The sequence below is a fragment of the Streptomyces sp. NPDC001100 genome, from assembly GCF_053598575.1.
The window spans coordinates 80327-94656 of the sequence record NZ_JBSFKO010000021.1; the positions used below are offsets into that span (position 1 = coordinate 80327).

The window sequence follows — 14330 nt, forward strand, 5'->3', positions numbered from 1 at the left end:
GCGGGCATCTGAGCTGACGCCTGCTCAATCGCGAGGCTCGATGCCCCACTGCCGCCCCCACATCCGTTACACCAGTCCAGTGCCGAACCGCGGCTGTGCGCCGCGCCGACACAACGAGGTTGCCGTACCTATGCGCCACGCTGAAGGAGCCCGCGGTGAGTGCTGACCCGACGCAGGTGCTCGCCTTCGAGACCGACTGCCACATCTTCGACGGCTGTGGCTTCCCGGCTCCCGGCCTGCACTCGTTCCTGTTCAAGCCCCTTCTGGGGGACGGCGACAGCAACGTGTACTTCAACAAGCCGATGCTGCTGGCGCTGATCGGCTCGGTCATCGTTGTCGGCTTCTTCTGGGCCGCCTTCCGCAAGCCGAAGGTCGTCCCCGGCAAGCTGCAGATGGTCGCCGAGTCCGGCTACGACTTCATCCGCCGCGGTGTCGTCTACGAGACCATCGGAAAGAAGGAGGGCGAGAAGTACGTACCGCTGGTCGTCTCGCTGTTCTTCTTCATCTGGATGATGAACCTCTGGTCGATCGTCCCGGTCGCCCAGTTCCCGGTGACGTCGATCATCGCGTACCCGATCGTCCTCGCGGCGATCGTCTACATCACCTGGGTCTCGCTGACGTTCAAGCGACACGGATTCGTCGGCGCGTTCAAGAACTTCAGCGGTTACGACAAGTCGCTCGGCGCGGTTCTCCCGCTGGCGATGGGTATCGAGCTGCTCTCGAACCTGATCGTCCGGCCGTTCACGCACGCCGTGCGACTCTTCGCGAACATGTTCGCGGGCCACACCCTGCTGCTGCTCTTCACGATCGCCAGCTGGTACCTGCTCAACGGCATCGGGATCGCCTACGCGGGTGTCTCGTTCGTCATGGTCATCGTGATGACCGCCTTCGAGCTGTTCATCCAGGCCCTGCAGGCGTACGTCTTCGTGCTGCTGACCTGCACCTTCATCCAGGGCGCGCTCGCCGAGCACCACTGAGCACCCCCTCCCGAACCCCCTTTGGTGTCCGGCGGCCAACCCCCGCCGGTCCGTACAGATAAGGAAGAATCAGCATGGCTGCCACTGAGACCCTCGCTGCCGTCTCCGGTTCGCTCGGCTCCATCGGCTACGGCCTCGCCGCCATCGGTCCGGGCGTCGGCGTCGGCATCATCTTCGGCAACGGCACCCAGGCTCTTGCCCGTCAGCCCGAAGCTGCCGGTCTGATCCGCGCCAACCAGATCCTCGGCTTCGCCTTCTGTGAGGCGCTCGCCCTCATCGGCCTGGTCATGCCGTTCGTCTACGGCACCTGATCGACCGCGATCAGCGACAGCCCACTAGACGAAAGGCACTGACATGAGCCAGCTGCTCATTCTGGCGGCCGAGAAGGAAAACCCTCTCGTCCCGCCGATCCCCGAGCTTGTCATCGGCCTGATCGCCTTCGTCATCGTCTTCGGCTTCCTCGCCAAGAAGCTCCTCCCGAACATCAACAAGGTTCTGGACGAGCGGCGCGAGGCCATCGAGGGCGGTATCGAGAAGGCCGAGGCCGCCCAGACCGAGGCCCAGAGCGTGCTTGAGCAGTACAAGGCTCAGCTCGCCGAGGCCCGGCACGAGGCCGCGCGTCTGCGCCAGGAGGCGCAGGAGCAGGGCGCCACGCTCATCGCCGAGATGCGCGCGGAAGGCCAGCGGCAGCGCGAGGAGATCGTCGCCGCCGGTCACACGCAGATCGAGGCCGACCGCAAGGCCGCTTCGCAGGCGCTGCGCCAGGACGTCGGCAAGCTCGCCACCGACCTGGCCGGCAAGCTCGTCGGCGAGTCCCTTGAGGACCACGCCCGGCAGAGCCGCGTGATCGACCGTTTCCTCGATGAGCTCGAGGAGAAGGCCGAGGCCGCGCGATGAACGGAGCGAGCCGCGAGGCCCTGGCAGCCGCACGTGAGCGTCTCGACGCGCTGACGGACTCCACGTCCGTGAACGCGACGCAGCTCGCCGACGAGCTGGCCGCCGTCACCGCGCTGCTCGGCCGTGAGGTGTCGTTGCGTCGGGTCCTCACCGACCCGGCGCAGGACGGCGAGGCCAAGGCCCAGCTGGCCGAGCGCCTGCTCGGCGGTCAGGTCGGCGGCCCCGCCCTCGACCTGGTGTCCGGCATGGTGCGCTCCCGCTGGTCGCAGTCCCGCGACCTGGTGGACGCGCTGGAGGAACTGGCGGCCACCGCCGACCTCACCGCCGCCCAGCAGTCGGGCCAGCTCGACGACGTCGAGGACGAACTGTTCCGGTTCGGCCGGATCGTCGCCTCGGACACCGGGCTGCGTGCCGCGCTGACCAACCGCGCGGCGAGCACCGCGGCCAAGAGCGAGCTGCTGAGCAGCCTGCTCGGCGGCCGGGCCAAGCCTGCCACCGAACGACTGGTGACGCGCCTTGTGACCGCGCCCCGGGGACGTAGCCTGGAAGCGGGACTCGAGTCCCTGTCCAAGCTCGCCGCCGACCGCCGCAGTCGCCTGGTCGCGGTCGTCACCACGGCGGTCCCGCTCAGCGACCCGCAGAAGCAGCGCTTGGGCGCCGCCCTCGCGAAGCTCTACGGCCGTCACATGCACCTGAACATCGACGTGGACCCCGAGGTCCTCGGCGGCATCCGGGTGCAGGTCGGCGACGAGATCATCAACGGCTCCATCGCGGACCGCCTCGATGACGCCACCCGCCGCATGGCGGGCTAGCACCACCACAACAAAGACGTAGTAAGGCGGCCCGAGTTGGGCCGTGCAGAGGATTCACCTCGTTCAGGGGGGAGTCCCCCCATCCCCCCAAGTGAAACTTCGGGCCCAACAAGGAGAGCAGGGAACCCAGATGGCGGAGCTCACGATCCGGCCGGAGGAGATCCGGGACGCGCTGGAGAACTTCGTCCAGTCGTACAAGCCGGACGCGGCCTCGCGCGAGGAGGTCGGTACGGTCACCCTTGCCGGCGACGGCATCGCGAAGGTCGAGGGCCTGCCCTCGGCCATGGCCAACGAACTGCTGAAGTTCGAGGACGGCACCCTCGGTCTCGCGCTCAACCTCGAAGAGCGTGAGATCGGTACCGTCATCCTCGGTGAGTTCAGCGGTGTCGAGGAGGGTCAGCCGGTCACCCGCACCGGAGAGGTCCTGTCCGTCGCCGTCGGCGAGGGCTACCTCGGCCGTGTCGTCGACCCGCTCGGCAACCCGATCGACGGCCTCGGCGAGATCGAGACCACCGGTCGCCGCGCGCTGGAGCTGCAGGCCCCGGGCGTCATGGTCCGCAAGTCGGTGCACGAGCCGATGGAGACCGGCTACAAGGCCGTCGACGCGATGACCCCGATCGGCCGCGGCCAGCGTCAGCTGATCATCGGCGACCGCCAGACCGGCAAGACCGCCCTGGCCGTCGACACGATCATCAACCAGCGCGACAACTGGCGCTCGGGCGACGTGAACAAGCAGGTCCGCTGCATCTACGTCGCCATCGGCCAGAAGGGCTCCACCATCGCCTCCGTGCGTGGTGCGCTCGAAGAGGCCGGCGCCCTGGAGTACACGACCATCGTCGCCGCCCCGGCGTCCGACCCGGCCGGCTTCAAGTACCTGGCGCCGTACACCGGTTCGGCCATCGGCCAGCACTGGATGTACGACGGCAAGCACGTCCTCATCATCTTCGACGACCTCTCCAAGCAGGCCGACGCCTACCGCGCCGTCTCCCTCCTGCTGCGCCGTCCGCCGGGCCGCGAGGCCTACCCCGGTGACGTCTTCTACCTGCACTCCCGTCTCCTGGAGCGCTGCGCGAAGCTCTCCGACGAGATGGGCAAGGGCTCGATGACCGGTCTGCCGATCGTCGAGACCAAGGCCAACGACGTCTCGGCGTTCATCCCGACCAACGTCATCTCCATCACCGACGGCCAGTGCTTCCTGGAGTCGGACCTCTTCAACGCCGGTCAGCGCCCCGCGCTGAACGTCGGTATCTCCGTCTCCCGAGTCGGTGGCAGCGCGCAGCACAAGGCGATGAAGCAGGTCTCCGGCCGACTGCGCCTCGACCTCGCCCAGTACCGCGAGCTGGAGGCGTTCGCCGCCTTCGGTTCCGACCTGGACGCCGCGTCGAAGGCCCAGCTGGAGCGCGGTCAGCGGCTGGTCGAGCTGCTCAAGCAGCCGCAGTACCAGCCGATGCCCACCGAGGACCAGGTCGTCTCCGTGTGGTCCGCGACCACCGGCAAGATGGACGACGTACCGGTCGAGGACATCCGCCGCTTCGAGAAGGAGCTCCTGGAGTACCTGCACCGCAAGGAGCAGGGCCTCATGACCTCCATCAAGGAGGGCGGCAAGATGTCCGACGACACCCTGACCGCCGCCGCGGACGCGATCGCCGAGTTCAAGAAGCAGTTCGAGACCTCGGACGGCAAGCTCCTCGGCGAGGACGCCCCGGCCGCGGCCAAGTGACGTAAGGAAGGGACCTGACTCATGGGAGCCCAGCTCCGGGTCTACAAGCGTCGCATCCGATCCGTCACCGCGACCAAGAAGATCACCAAGGCGATGGAGATGATCGCCGCCTCGCGCGTCGTCAAGGCGCACCGCAAGGTGCAGGCCTCGACGCCGTACGCGAAGGAACTGACGCGCGCGGTCACGGCGGTCGGCACGGGTTCGAACACCAGGCACCCGCTGACCACCGAGGCCGAGACGCCGACCCGTTCCGCTGTGCTGCTCCTCACGAGCGACCGCGGTCTGGCCGGCGCCTTCAACGCCAACGCCATCAAGGCCGCGGAGCAGCTGACCGCGCGTCTTGAGGCCGAGGGCAAGGAGGTCGACACGTACATCGTCGGCCGCCGCGGTGTCGCCCACTACAACTTCCGTGAGCGCAAGATCTCGGAGCAGTGGACGGGCTTCACCGACGAGCCCTCCTACGCGGACGCGAAGCAGGTCGCGGGTCCGCTCATCGAGGCCATCGAGAAGGACACGGCCGAGGGCGGCGTGGACGAACTCCACATCGTCTACACCGAGTTCATCTCGATGATGACGCAGACGCCGGTCGACAGCCGGCTGCTGCCCCTCAGCCTCGAAGAGGTCGCGGAAGAGGCGACGCCCCAGGGCGAGATCCTTCCGCTGTACGACTTCGAGCCGTCGGCGGAGGACGTCCTGGACGCCCTCCTGCCGCGGTACGTCGAGAGCCGTATCTACAACGCGCTGCTCCAGTCGGCTGCCTCCAAGCACGCCGCCACCCGCCGCGCGATGAAGTCGGCGACCGACAACGCGGGAGACCTGATCACCACGCTCTCCCGTCTTGCCAACGCGGCCCGCCAGGCCGAAATCACCCAGGAAATCAGCGAGATCGTCGGTGGCTCCGCAGCCCTGGCCGACGCGACCGCGGGGAGTGACAAGTAATGACGACGACAGTTGAGACGGCCGTTGCCACGGGCCGCGTCGCCCGGGTCATCGGCCCGGTCGTCGACGTGGAGTTCCCCGTCGACGCGATGCCGGAGATCTACAACGCTCTGCACGTCGAGGTGGCCGACCCGGCCCTGGACGGTGCGAAGAAGACACTGACCCTGGAGGTCGCCCAGCACCTGGGTGACGGCCTGGTCCGCACGATCTCGATGCAGCCCACCGACGGTCTGGTCCGCCAGGCCCCGGTCACCGACACCGGCGACGGCATCACCGTCCCGGTCGGCGACTTCACCAAGGGCAAGGTGTTCAACACCCTCGGCGAGGTGCTGAACAGCGACGAGAAGTACACGGGTGAGCGCTGGTCCATCCACCGCAAGGCCCCGCGCTTCGACGAGCTCGAGTCGAAGACCGAGATGTTCGAGACCGGCGTCAAGGTCATCGACCTGCTGACCCCGTACGTCAAGGGCGGCAAGATCGGCCTGTTCGGCGGTGCCGGCGTCGGCAAGACGGTGCTCATCCAGGAGATGATCTACCGCGTCGCCAACAACCACGACGGTGTCTCCGTGTTCGCCGGTGTCGGCGAGCGCACCCGTGAGGGCAACGACCTCATCGAGGAGATGGCCGACTCGGGCGTCATCGACAAGACGGCGCTCGTCTTCGGCCAGATGGACGAGCCCCCGGGCACCCGTCTGCGCGTGGCCCTGGCCGGTCTGACCATGGCGGAGTACTTCCGCGATGTGCAGAACCAGGACGTGCTGTTCTTCATCGACAACATCTTCCGCTTCACGCAGGCCGGTTCCGAGGTCTCGACCCTGCTCGGCCGTATGCCCTCCGCGGTGGGCTACCAGCCGAACCTGGCCGACGAGATGGGTCTCCTCCAGGAGCGCATCACCTCGACCCGCGGTCACTCGATCACCTCGATGCAGGCGATCTACGTCCCCGCGGACGACCTGACCGACCCGGCCCCGGCCACCACCTTCGCCCACCTCGACGCGACGACGGTTCTCTCCCGTCCGATCTCCGAGAAGGGCATCTACCCGGCCGTGGACCCGCTGGACTCCACGTCCCGCATCCTGGACCCCCGCTACATCGCGGCGGACCACTACAACACCGCGATGCGCGTCAAGACGGTCCTGCAGAAGTACAAGGACCTTCAGGACATCATCGCGATCCTCGGTATCGACGAGCTGGGCGAGGAGGACAAGCTCACCGTCCACCGTGCCCGTCGCGTCGAGCGCTTCCTGTCCCAGAACACCCACGTCGCCAAGCAGTTCACCGGCGTCGACGGGTCGGACGTCCCGCTGGACGAGTCGATCACCGCGTTCAACTCGATCATCGACGGCGAGTACGACCACTTCCCGGAGCAGGCGTTCTTCCTCTGCGGCGGTATCGAGGACCTGAAGGCCAACGCGAAGGAGCTGGGCGTCTCCTGACCCCGTGCTTCACCTGAGGGGGTGGGGCGTGTCCCACCCCCTCTTCCACGCCCATTAGAATTGACCCAACACCCGGCACGACCGCCGGGTGGTGACCCGAGGAGCCCACCTTGGCTGCTGAGCTGCATGTCGAGCTCGTCGCCGCGGACCGCCAGGTCTGGTCCGGCGAGGCCACCCTGGTCGTCGCGCGCACCACGTCCGGCGACATCGGCGTCATGCCCGGTCACCAGCCGCTGCTCGGTGTGCTGGAGTCGGGCCCGGTGACCATTCGTACGAGCGATGGTGGAACGGTCGTCGCCGCGGTGCACGGCGGTTTCATCTCGTTCGCGGACAACAAGCTGTCGCTGCTCGCCGAGATCGCCGAGCTGTCGGACGAGATCGACGTCCAGCGCGTGGAGCGGGAGCTGGAGCGCGCGAAGGCGGAGGGCGACGAGTCCGCCGAGCGCCGCGCGGACGTCCGTCTGCGTGCGGTGGAGACGCGCTGAACCCAGCTCTGACGCGATGACGTGACTCAGCCGCGGCTGGGACCGGAGGAATCCGGCCCCAGCCGCGGCTGAGGCGAATGTGGGTGTTTTTTCCGTTCCGTTACCTGTTTTGCCTAGGAGACGAGGAGGTCGGTGTCGATGGTCCTCGCTCTGACTGTGTGCGGAATTGTTGTCGCCCTTGTGGTGGTGGGGCTGTTCGTCTTCGGCCTGCGCCGCAGACTCATCCAGCGCTCCGGCGGCACCTTCGACTGTTCGCTCCGCTGGGACGTCCCGGAGAAACCCGACACCAACGGCAAGGGCTGGAGCTACGGCGTCGCCCGCTACAACGGCGACCGCATCGAGTGGTACCGCGTCTTCTCCTACGCCTACCGCCCGCGCCGCACCCTGGAACGCTCGGCGATCGAGGTGGCCGGCCGCCGTCTCCCCGAGGGCGAGGAGGAGCTGGCGCTGCTCTCCGACGCCGTCGTCCTGACCTGCCTGCACCGGGGTACCCGGCTCGAACTCGCCATGAGCGAGGACGCGTTGACCGGTTTCCTCGCCTGGCTGGAGGCGGCACCGCCCGGCCAGCGCGTCAACGTGGCCTGACCTCGCACACCGGGTTGGCTACGTCGGCCTGACTGACGACCACCGCGTGGGGCGCGGAGCCGAGTGTCACGGTGACGTCCACCGGACAGGCGGACATGAGCGCGGCGGCTATTGCTGTGGCAAGGGCGCCGGTCGGCGCGGCCCAGGAGTGGACGGACCTCTTGCTGGTGCGGGACGTGGTGGTCCTGCGCTTCATGGTTTCCCCCGTGGTGCGGTGTTCCGCTTGCTGTCGTAGGACCAAGATGCCCCAGGTCAGCGGCTCCCTATCGGCGCCAACCGGCCTTCGCCCAGGGCCGAAGGGCCCTCCGGGGTGCACGCCGGGGGCGCGCGTCACGGACAACGCGCCGTACGCAGCGCACCGCGGACAGACCCGTGAGGCCTGTCCGCGGCACGGACGCTGAGCAGCGTGGGGATCAGCTCAGCCCGCTGTTGATGGCGCTCACCAGCTCACCGTTGCTGGTGTCGCCGCTGAAGTCCCAGAAGAACGCGCCGCCCAGACCCTGGGTCTTGGCCCAGCTCATCTTTCCGGCGATCGTGCTCGGGGTGTCGTAGGACCACCAGTTGGTGCCGCAGTGGGCGTACGCGGTGCCCGCGATGGTGCCGGTGACCGGGCAGGACGTCTTGAGGACCTTGTAGTCCTCGATGCCCTGTTCGTAGGTGCCGGGCGCCGGGCCGGTGGCCGTGCCGCCGGGGGCGTCCTGGGTGACGCCGGTCCAGCCTCTGCCGTAGAAGCCGATGCCGATGAGCAGCTTGCTCGCGGCGACGCCCTTCGACTTGAACTTGGCGATCGCGTCGGCCGTGGTGAAGCCCGGCGTCGGGATGCCGCTGTAGGTGGTGAGCGGGGAGTGCGGGGCGGTGGGGCCGGTCGCGTTGAAGGCGCCGAAGAAGTCGTACGTCATCACGTTGTACCAGTCGACGTACTGGGCCGCGCCCGCGTAGTCGGCGGCGTCGATCTTGCCGCCGGAGGTGCCGTCCGCCGTGGTGGCGGCGGTGACCAGGTTGCTGGAGCCGAACTTGGCGCGCAGGGCCTGCATCAGGTTCTTGTAGGCCGCGGCGCCGCTGGTGTCGCAGGTGAGACCGCAGGCGTTCGGGTACTCCCAGTCGATGTCGATGCCGTCGAAGACGTCGGCCCAGCGCGGGTCCTCGACCAGGTTGTAGCAGGAGTTCGCGAACGCGGTCGGGTTGGCCGCGGCCTGCGCGAAGCCGCCGGACCAGGTCCAGCCGCCGAAGGACCACAGGATCTTGATGTTCGGGTACTTGGCCTTCAGCTCGCGCAGCTGGTTGAAGTTGCCGGCCAGCGGCTGGTCCCAGGTGTCGGCGACGCCGCTGACCGACTGGTCGGCGGTGAACGTCTTCTGGTAGTCGGCGTAGGCGTCACCGATCGCGCACTGCCCGTTCGTCACGTTGCCGAACGCGTAGTTGATGTGCGTGATCTTCGACGCCGAGCCCGAGGTCACCAGGTTCTTGACCTGGTAGTTGCGGGTGTAGGTGCCCCACTCGGTGAGGTACCCGAGCTTGACCTTGCTGCCGGTGGTCGGGGGAGTGGTCGTACCGCCCGTGGTGTGCACGGCGACCGCGCCGCTGACCGGTCCGGTCTGGTCGGCGGTGTCCCGGGCCTGCACGGTGTAGGAGTAGTCGGTGCCCGCGGTCAGGCCGGTGTTCGTGTACGACGTGGTCGTCACCGTGGCGACCTTGGTGCCGTCGCGCAGCACGTCGTAGTTCTTGATGCCCTTGTCGTCGGTGGCGGCCGACCAGGAGAGGTTCACCGAGGTGTCGGTGATGGAGGAGGCGGTGGGGGTGCCGGGCGCGGAGGGGGCCGCGTCACCGGGGACGGTGGTGCCGCCGTCACAACTGCCGCCGTTCAGCAGACAGTTGGAGGGCGAGCCGGAGCCGGCGCCGTTGAAGCCGAAGGAGACGGAGGCGCCCGCGGCGATGGTGCCGTTGTACGACTTGTTCTTCGCGGTCCAGTGGTTGCCGGAGTTGGTGACGTCCGCGTCCCAGGCCGAGGTGACGGACGTGCCGGAGGGGAAGTCCCACTCGACCGTCCATGAAGTGATCGCGCTGGTACCGGTGTTCTTGACGGTCCACTGACCGCCGAAGCCGGTGCCCCAGTCGCTGGACTTGGTGAACGTGGCGGTCGCGGTCGACGCGGCCTGGGCGGGGGCCGCCAGACCGACGAGAGCGGCGAGCGGAAGCAGCAGGGTCACGAACCCGGCAACTGCTCTGGTTCTGAAGCGCATTGAGCGCCTCCTCAGGGATGTCGGGGGTGTGGGGGCGCGACTGAGCCTTCGCGCCCACGGTGCCGTGAGAATAGAAAGGTCTGGACCACGGGTCAATAGGTCTGGACCACTTCGGCGCGGGTGTGTCAAACCCCAACTCACGCGCCAGTACGGCCGCTTGGACCCGGCTGCGCAGCTCCAGCTTCGCCGGCAGGCGGCTGACGTGCGTCTTCGTCGTCGCCTCGGCCATGTCGAGCCGGTCCGCGATCCCCGCGTTGGACATTCCCTCGCCGAGGCACGCCAACACCTCGCGCTCGCGCCGGGTGACGGTGTCGAGGACGGTGGGGTCGGCCCCCGCGCGGGGTTCGGGCCGCGCGGCGAACTCGGCGACGATCCGGCGTGTCACGGTGTCCGCGACGAGCGCGACGGTGCCGATGAGCAGGCCGGCCCGCACAACGAGAGGGCCGGCCGCGGCTGCGCACGGTCCTGGTCGCGCCGGCCTCTGTGGTCCGGGCGAAGAGGCGCCCGGAGTCAGCGCTCCCCGCCGGGGACCCACAACACGTCGCCCACGCCCTTGTTGGCAGTCCGGGCCAGGATGAACAGCAGGTCCGACAGCCGGTTGAGGTAGGTCGCCGTCAGTGGGTTCATGACCTCGGCGTGGGTCTCCAGCGCCGCCCACGTCGAGCGCTCGGCGCGTCGTACGACCGTGCACGCCTGGTGGAGGAGGGCCGCGCCCGGTGTGCCGCCGGGGAGGATGAAGGAGCGGAGTTTCTCCAGCCGCTCGTTGAAGTGGTCGCAGTCCGCCTCCAGCTTGTCGATGTAGAACTGCTCGACCCGCAGCGGCGGGAACTGCGGGTTCTCCACGACCGGTGTGGAGAGGTCCGCGCCCACGTCGAACAGGTCGTTCTGGACGCGGGTGAGCACCTTGACGATCTCCTCGTCGAGGCCGCCCAGCGCGATCGCCGTGCCGATCGCCGCGTTCGCCTCGTTGGCGTCGGCGTACGCGGAGATCCGGACGTCGGTCTTGGCGACCCGGCTCATGTCGCCGAGGGCGGTGGTGCCCTGGTCGCCGGTCCTGGTGTAGATGCGCGTCAGATTGACCATGCGGCCAGCGTAGTTACGACCCGGCGGTGCGGAACACGCGTGTGCCCACCGTCACGGCGACCGCCGCGAAGCCGAGCGCCACCAGGACGCCGTAGAGCATGTGTGCCGTCGTGTACGCGCCGACGTAGGCGTCCCGGACCGCGTCCGCCAGATAGCGGAACGGCATGAGGTGCGAGAGGATGTCCAGCCAGCCCGGGGCGAGGGTCATCGGGAGGATCAGGCCGGACAGCAGCATGGACGGCATCGTCGTCGCGTTGACGAGCGGTCCGAACTCCTGGGGTGTGGCCACCTTCATCGCGGTGTCGTACGACAGCGACCCGAGCGACACCGTCAGCAGGGCCACGAACGCGAAGCCGATCAGGATGCCGGGCAGCGGGGCGCGCAGGCCCAGCGCGACCGCCGCCCCGACCAGCAGGAGCGCCTGGCAGCCGAAGACGGTGGCGTCGCGCAGTACCCGGCCGAGCAGCAGCGCCAGCCGGCTCACCGGCGTGACCAGCATCCGCTCCACCACGCCCTGGTTCTTCTCGATGATCACCGAGAAACCGGCGAATGCCGAGCCGAACAGCCCGAGTTGGAGCAGTACACCGGGGCCGAGCGTCTGCCACGAACTGCCCTGGCTGCGCAGCGGCAGGTGTGTCAGCAGCGGTCCGAAAAAGAGGGGATGGAGGAGCGGCACCAGCATCCCGAAGAGCAGCGCGAAGGGGGAACGGAGGGACTGGCGGAGGTAGCGGCTGTAGATGATCGCGGTGTCGTGGAGAAGCATCTCGCGCACGTCCTGTACGGCCACGGGGGTGGCGTCCGTCGGGGCCGGCCCGCGTCCGGTGATCGCCAGGAACGTGTCCTGGAGGCTCGCGTCGATCGAGCCGCCGTGCCGCAGTTTGAGCGCGCTCGGTGTGCCCTCGACCACGACCACGCCCTTGTTGACGATCACCAGCCGGTCGGAGAAGACGTCCGCCTCGTCGAGGTAGTGGGTGGTCAGGAAGACGGTGGTGCCGTGCTCGTCGCGCAGCCGCCGGATCAGGTCCCAGAGTCCGGCGCGGCCGGCGGGGTCGAGGCCGGTGGTCGGCTCGTCGAGGAACAGGACCTTCGGGCGGTGGGGCAGGGCCAGCGCGATGTCCAGGCGGCGTCGCTGGCTGCCGGAGAGCGCGAAGGTCCTGCGGTCCAGGAGGTCCGCGATGCCCAGGTCGTGCGCCAACTCCTCGGCGCGCTCGGCCGCCCGGGGCTTCGGCAGCCGGTACAGGCGGCCCTGGGTGACCAGTTCCTCCCGGACGGTGATCTGCGGGTCGACGCCGCCGGCCTGGGCGACGTAGCCGCACGCCCGCCGTACCCCGGCCGGGTCGGTGGCGAGCTCGCAGCCCGCGACGGTGGCCGCGCCCCCGGTGGGTGCCAGCAGGGTCGTCAGCATGCGCAGGGTCGTGGTCTTGCCGGCGCCGTTCGGGCCCAGGAAGCCGAGGATCTCGCCGGGGCGGACGGTGAGGTCGACACCGCGCACCGCCTCCACGGGACCGCGCTTCGGGCTGAGGGGCTCAGGGAGCGGAAGAAACGGCAGACCAGGCAGACCAGGCAGTACATCTCGGATGTCGCCACCGGCCTGTTCCTGGAGCGCGGGTTCGACGCCGTGACCGTGGCGGAGGTCGCCGACGCGGCGGACATCTCCGTGAACACCGTCTACAACTACTTCTCCACCAAGGAGGATCTGCTCCTCGACCGCGCCGACGACATGCGGGGTCGGCTCGCCCGCTGGGTCCGGGCCCGGGACGTCGGCGAGTCCGCCGCCGCGGCCGTTCTGCGTGAACTGCGCGCGGAGTTGGAGGCCGTGTCGCCGCGGGTGGGCCTGATGCCCGGGTTCGACCGGTTCATGGCGGTCGTCGAGGCCGCGCCGACTCTCCGGCTGCGGCTCCTCGCCACCCGCTACGAGATCCGCGACCAACTGGAGGCCACGCTCCGTGAGGAGACCGGAGCGCCTGCCGGCGACCCCGCCCCGAACCTGATGGCCGGCCAGCTCACCTGGCTCCACGAGACCCTCACGGACTTCGTCCGGAGCGGGATGGCCGCCGCCCGGCCGCCCGCCGAGGTCTCCCGTGAAGCGCTCGGTCTGCTCGACGACATGGAGGACCTCTTGAGCGAGAAGGTCCTCAACTACGCCGTACGGGCGGTCTAATGACCCGCGCCGGTGTGATGTCCGTCAGATGAGACGTGACGCGCGTTACTAACCGGTCACACAGCGCCGCACCTTCGCTAGTGTCCGCCGAGAGGCATACGGATACACGCTGTAAGCGTTTCAAAGGGGAGTCGCACAGTGGCACGCAAGCTTGCCGTCATCGGCGCCGGACTCATGGGTTCCGGTATCGCCCAGGTCTCCGCGCAGGCGGGCTGGGACGTCGTCCTGCGCGATGTCACCGACGAGGCCCTGAAGCGTGGCACCGACGGCATCAAGGCCTCGTACGACAAGTTCGTGAGCAAGGGGAAGCTGGAGGCGCACGACGCCGACGCGGCCCTGGGACGGATCACGGCGACCACCGATCTCGACGCGGTCGGCGACGCGGACATCGTCGTCGAGGCCGTCTTCGAGAAGCTCGAAGTCAAGCACGAGATCTTCCGCGCGCTGGACAAGATCGTGCGCGAGGACGCCGTCCTCGCCTCCAACACCTCCGCCATCCCGATCACGAAGATCGCGGCCGTGACGGAGCGTCCGGAGCGCGTCGTGGGCACGCACTTCTTCTCGCCGGTGCCGATGATGCAGCTGTGCGAACTCGTGCGCGGCTACAAGACGAGCGACGAAACCCTCGCCACCGCCCGGGAGTTCGCCGAATCCGTCGGCAAGACCTGCATCGTCGTCAACCGTGACGTGGCCGGCTTCGTGACGACCCGTCTCATCTCGGCGCTCGTCGTCGAGGCGGCGAAGCTGTACGAGTCGGGCGTCGCCACCGCCGAGGACATCGACCTCGCCTGCAAGCTGGGCTTCGGTCACGCGATGGGCCCGCTGGCCACCGCGGACCTCACCGGCGTCGACATCCTGCTGCACGCGACGAGCAACATCTACACCGAGTCACAGGACGAGAAGTTCGCCCCGCCGGAGCTGATGCGCCGAATGGTGGACGCCGGTGACATCGGCCGCAAGAGCGGGCAGGGCTTCTACAAGCACTGAAACCGCAC

15 protein-coding genes and 2 pseudogenes are annotated in these 14330 nt (G+C 68.5%); 11 read left to right on the forward strand and 6 right to left on the reverse strand.

Going from position 1 to position 14330, the window contains the following annotated elements:
• The first annotated feature begins 140 nt into the window (after nt 1-140).
• From atpB to ACWDEW_RS28340, 9 genes are all read left to right on the forward strand, one after another.
• Nucleotides 141-977, forward strand: a complete 837-nt coding sequence (gene atpB, locus ACWDEW_RS28300; protein ID WP_366490396.1) for a F0F1 ATP synthase subunit A — start codon at nt 141-143, stop codon at nt 975-977.
• 74 nt (nt 978-1051) lie between these two features.
• Complete coding sequence (locus ACWDEW_RS28305) at nt 1052-1288, forward strand: ATP synthase subunit c family protein (protein ID WP_043683105.1); 237 nt, start codon at nt 1052-1054, stop codon at nt 1286-1288.
• A gap of 43 nt (nt 1289-1331) precedes the next feature.
• A complete protein-coding gene (locus ACWDEW_RS28310) occupies nt 1332-1874 on the forward strand; it encodes a F0F1 ATP synthase subunit B (RefSeq protein ID WP_093629142.1) in 543 nt (180 codons plus the stop codon).
• Entirely contained in the window at nt 1871-2686 is an 816-nt protein-coding gene (locus tag ACWDEW_RS28315) for a F0F1 ATP synthase subunit delta (protein ID WP_450516157.1), read from the forward strand. Before ACWDEW_RS28310 ends, ACWDEW_RS28315 begins: the two co-directional genes overlap by 4 nt.
• A 130-nt stretch (nt 2687-2816) precedes the next feature.
• The gene (gene atpA, locus ACWDEW_RS28320) at nt 2817-4406 is read left to right on the forward strand and encodes a F0F1 ATP synthase subunit alpha (RefSeq protein WP_359602179.1); all 1590 of its coding nucleotides are present in this window, start codon (nt 2817-2819) and stop codon (nt 4404-4406) included.
• A gap of 21 nt (nt 4407-4427) precedes the next feature.
• Nucleotides 4428-5345: a F0F1 ATP synthase subunit gamma gene (locus ACWDEW_RS28325; protein WP_450516159.1), complete on the forward strand. Its 918-nt coding sequence runs from the start codon at nt 4428-4430 to the stop codon at nt 5343-5345.
• On the forward strand, nt 5345-6781 hold the full coding sequence (atpD, locus tag ACWDEW_RS28330) for a F0F1 ATP synthase subunit beta (protein ID WP_019073172.1): 1437 nt from the start codon (nt 5345-5347) through the stop codon (nt 6779-6781). Before ACWDEW_RS28325 ends, atpD begins: the two co-directional genes overlap by 1 nt.
• A gap of 110 nt (nt 6782-6891) precedes the next feature.
• On the forward strand, nt 6892-7266 hold the full coding sequence (locus tag ACWDEW_RS28335; RefSeq protein WP_266772606.1) for a F0F1 ATP synthase subunit epsilon: 375 nt from the start codon (nt 6892-6894) through the stop codon (nt 7264-7266).
• Nucleotides 7267-7404: 138 nt separating this feature from the next.
• A complete protein-coding gene (locus ACWDEW_RS28340; RefSeq protein WP_450516160.1) occupies nt 7405-7851 on the forward strand; it encodes a DUF2550 domain-containing protein in 447 nt (148 codons plus the stop codon).
• On the opposite strand, the gene ACWDEW_RS28345 is transcribed toward ACWDEW_RS28340, so the two are convergent.
• The 6 genes and pseudogenes from ACWDEW_RS28345 to ACWDEW_RS28370 form a co-directional block, all read right to left on the reverse strand.
• The gene (locus ACWDEW_RS28345; protein WP_450516162.1) at nt 7838-8047 is read right to left on the reverse strand and encodes a hypothetical protein; all 210 of its coding nucleotides are present in this window, start codon (nt 8045-8047) and stop codon (nt 7838-7840) included. The two genes, ACWDEW_RS28340 and ACWDEW_RS28345, sit on opposite strands and share 14 nt — an antisense overlap.
• Nucleotides 8048-8264: 217 nt before the next feature.
• Nucleotides 8265-10091 carry a glycosyl hydrolase family 18 protein gene (locus ACWDEW_RS28350; RefSeq protein WP_450516163.1) on the reverse strand — a complete coding sequence of 609 codons (1827 nt, stop codon included), beginning with the start codon at nt 10089-10091 and terminating at the stop codon, nt 8265-8267.
• A gap of 130 nt (nt 10092-10221) precedes the next feature.
• Nucleotides 10222-10491 (reverse strand): annotated as a pseudogene (locus tag ACWDEW_RS28355) (helix-turn-helix domain-containing protein); the annotation flags it as partial.
• Between the two features lie 110 nt (nt 10492-10601).
• On the reverse strand, nt 10602-11174 hold the full coding sequence (locus tag ACWDEW_RS28360) for a cob(I)yrinic acid a,c-diamide adenosyltransferase (RefSeq protein WP_450516164.1): 573 nt from the start codon (nt 11172-11174) through the stop codon (nt 10602-10604).
• A 13-nt stretch (nt 11175-11187) separates the two neighbouring features.
• A complete protein-coding gene (locus ACWDEW_RS28365; RefSeq protein ID WP_450516256.1) occupies nt 11188-11937 on the reverse strand; it encodes an ABC transporter permease in 750 nt (249 codons plus the stop codon).
• A gap of 15 nt (nt 11938-11952) precedes the next feature.
• Nucleotides 11953-12732, reverse strand: a pseudogene (locus ACWDEW_RS28370) (ATP-binding cassette domain-containing protein); the annotation flags it as partial.
• 12 nt (nt 12733-12744) lie between these two features.
• Between ACWDEW_RS28370 and ACWDEW_RS28375 the strand changes: the two are divergent.
• Both ACWDEW_RS28375 and ACWDEW_RS28380 read left to right on the forward strand, forming a co-directional pair.
• The gene (locus ACWDEW_RS28375) at nt 12745-13335 is read left to right on the forward strand and encodes a TetR/AcrR family transcriptional regulator (RefSeq protein ID WP_450516258.1); all 591 of its coding nucleotides are present in this window, start codon (nt 12745-12747) and stop codon (nt 13333-13335) included.
• Nucleotides 13336-13473: 138 nt separating this feature from the next.
• On the forward strand, nt 13474-14322 hold the full coding sequence (locus ACWDEW_RS28380) for a 3-hydroxyacyl-CoA dehydrogenase family protein (RefSeq protein ID WP_019073166.1): 849 nt from the start codon (nt 13474-13476) through the stop codon (nt 14320-14322).
• The last annotated feature ends 8 nt before the right edge of the window (nt 14323-14330 follow it).

Excerpts from the sequence above, each read along its gene's own strand:
- ACWDEW_RS28310 (WP_093629142.1), top strand. The coding sequence starts at position 1,332 with ATGAGCCAGCTGCTCATTCTGGCGGCCGAGAAGGAAAACCCTCTCGTC.
- ACWDEW_RS28340 (WP_450516160.1), top strand. The coding sequence starts at position 7,405 with ATGGTCCTCGCTCTGACTGTGTGCGGAATTGTTGTCGCCCTTGTGGTG.
- ACWDEW_RS28305 (WP_043683105.1), top strand. The coding sequence starts at position 1,052 with ATGGCTGCCACTGAGACCCTCGCTGCCGTCTCCGGTTCGCTCGGCTCC.
- ACWDEW_RS28365 (WP_450516256.1), bottom strand. The coding sequence starts at position 11,937 with ATGCTTCTCCACGACACCGCGATCATCTACAGCCGCTACCTCCGCCAG.
- ACWDEW_RS28360 (WP_450516164.1), bottom strand. The coding sequence starts at position 11,174 with ATGGTCAATCTGACGCGCATCTACACCAGGACCGGCGACCAGGGCACC.
- atpD (WP_019073172.1), top strand. The coding sequence starts at position 5,345 with ATGACGACGACAGTTGAGACGGCCGTTGCCACGGGCCGCGTCGCCCGG.
- ACWDEW_RS28325 (WP_450516159.1), top strand. The coding sequence starts at position 4,428 with ATGGGAGCCCAGCTCCGGGTCTACAAGCGTCGCATCCGATCCGTCACC.
- atpA (WP_359602179.1), top strand. The coding sequence starts at position 2,817 with ATGGCGGAGCTCACGATCCGGCCGGAGGAGATCCGGGACGCGCTGGAG.
- ACWDEW_RS28315 (WP_450516157.1), top strand. The coding sequence starts at position 1,871 with ATGAACGGAGCGAGCCGCGAGGCCCTGGCAGCCGCACGTGAGCGTCTC.
- ACWDEW_RS28350 (WP_450516163.1), bottom strand. The coding sequence starts at position 10,091 with ATGCGCTTCAGAACCAGAGCAGTTGCCGGGTTCGTGACCCTGCTGCTT.
- ACWDEW_RS28345 (WP_450516162.1), bottom strand. The coding sequence starts at position 8,047 with ATGAAGCGCAGGACCACCACGTCCCGCACCAGCAAGAGGTCCGTCCAC.